This is a genomic window from Teichococcus deserti (assembly GCF_001982615.1).
Taxonomy (GTDB): Bacteria; Pseudomonadota; Alphaproteobacteria; order Acetobacterales; family Acetobacteraceae; genus Pseudoroseomonas; species Pseudoroseomonas deserti.
This window is the reverse complement of the sequence record NZ_MLCO01000496.1, coordinates 1-593: the sequence shown is the minus strand read 5'-3', so window position 1 is coordinate 593 and position 593 is coordinate 1. Positions and strand designations below refer to the sequence as shown.

The 593-nt window shown below is 69.1% G+C and carries 1 protein-coding gene; it reads right to left on the bottom strand.

What is annotated here, in order from left to right; all coding sequences use genetic code 11:
- Window positions 1-230: 230 nt before the first annotated feature.
- Window positions 231-524 carry a hypothetical protein gene (locus BKE38_RS29450; RefSeq protein ID WP_207553729.1) on the bottom strand — a complete coding sequence of 98 codons (294 nt, stop codon included), beginning with the start codon at window positions 522-524 and terminating at the stop codon, window positions 231-233.
- Between the last annotated feature and the right edge of the window lie 69 nt (window positions 525-593).

Below are 593 nucleotides of genomic sequence, written 5' to 3'. Positions count from 1 at the left end.
CTGGACCCCTTCTTCTTTCTGTCAGATTGCCATGTCCACGTGGGGACGGCGGGCGAAACGGCCCATCAGCAGCACGACCTGTCGGCGCGCGCCCATTCCAGGCAATGGCGTCCCGCCGCGATGCCCTGGTGTCGCTTGTGGTGAAGCGACTGTGTCCCCGACGGCCAACAGACAGAAAAAAGATCGCGCAAACGGATACGTCTGCGCGGGGGAAATTCATTTCCCCGACCTTATTCCGCGGCCTTCGCCTGCTCCGCCAGCACCTCCAGGGGCCAGGCGGGCGCCGCGGCGCTGACCCAGGCGGAGCCGCTCCAGCGGCGGGGCTCGATGCGGGCGTGGCCGTCCTGGATGATGATCCGGTTGTAGGCGTTGGGCTCGCCGCGCAGGCGGGTTGAGATGGCCGAGCCGGCCTGGACCACCAGCAGCTCCGGCCGGGCATGGCCGCCTGGGCCGGTGGCGCGGCTGGTGCCGCGGTGCAGCCGGACATAGCCGCGGTGCAGGTGGCCGGACAGGATCAGCCGCACGCCGGCGGCCTGGAGCTGTTCCAGGGCCTGTCCCTTTTACACCTCTGACGCCGCCGACGACATTACGCG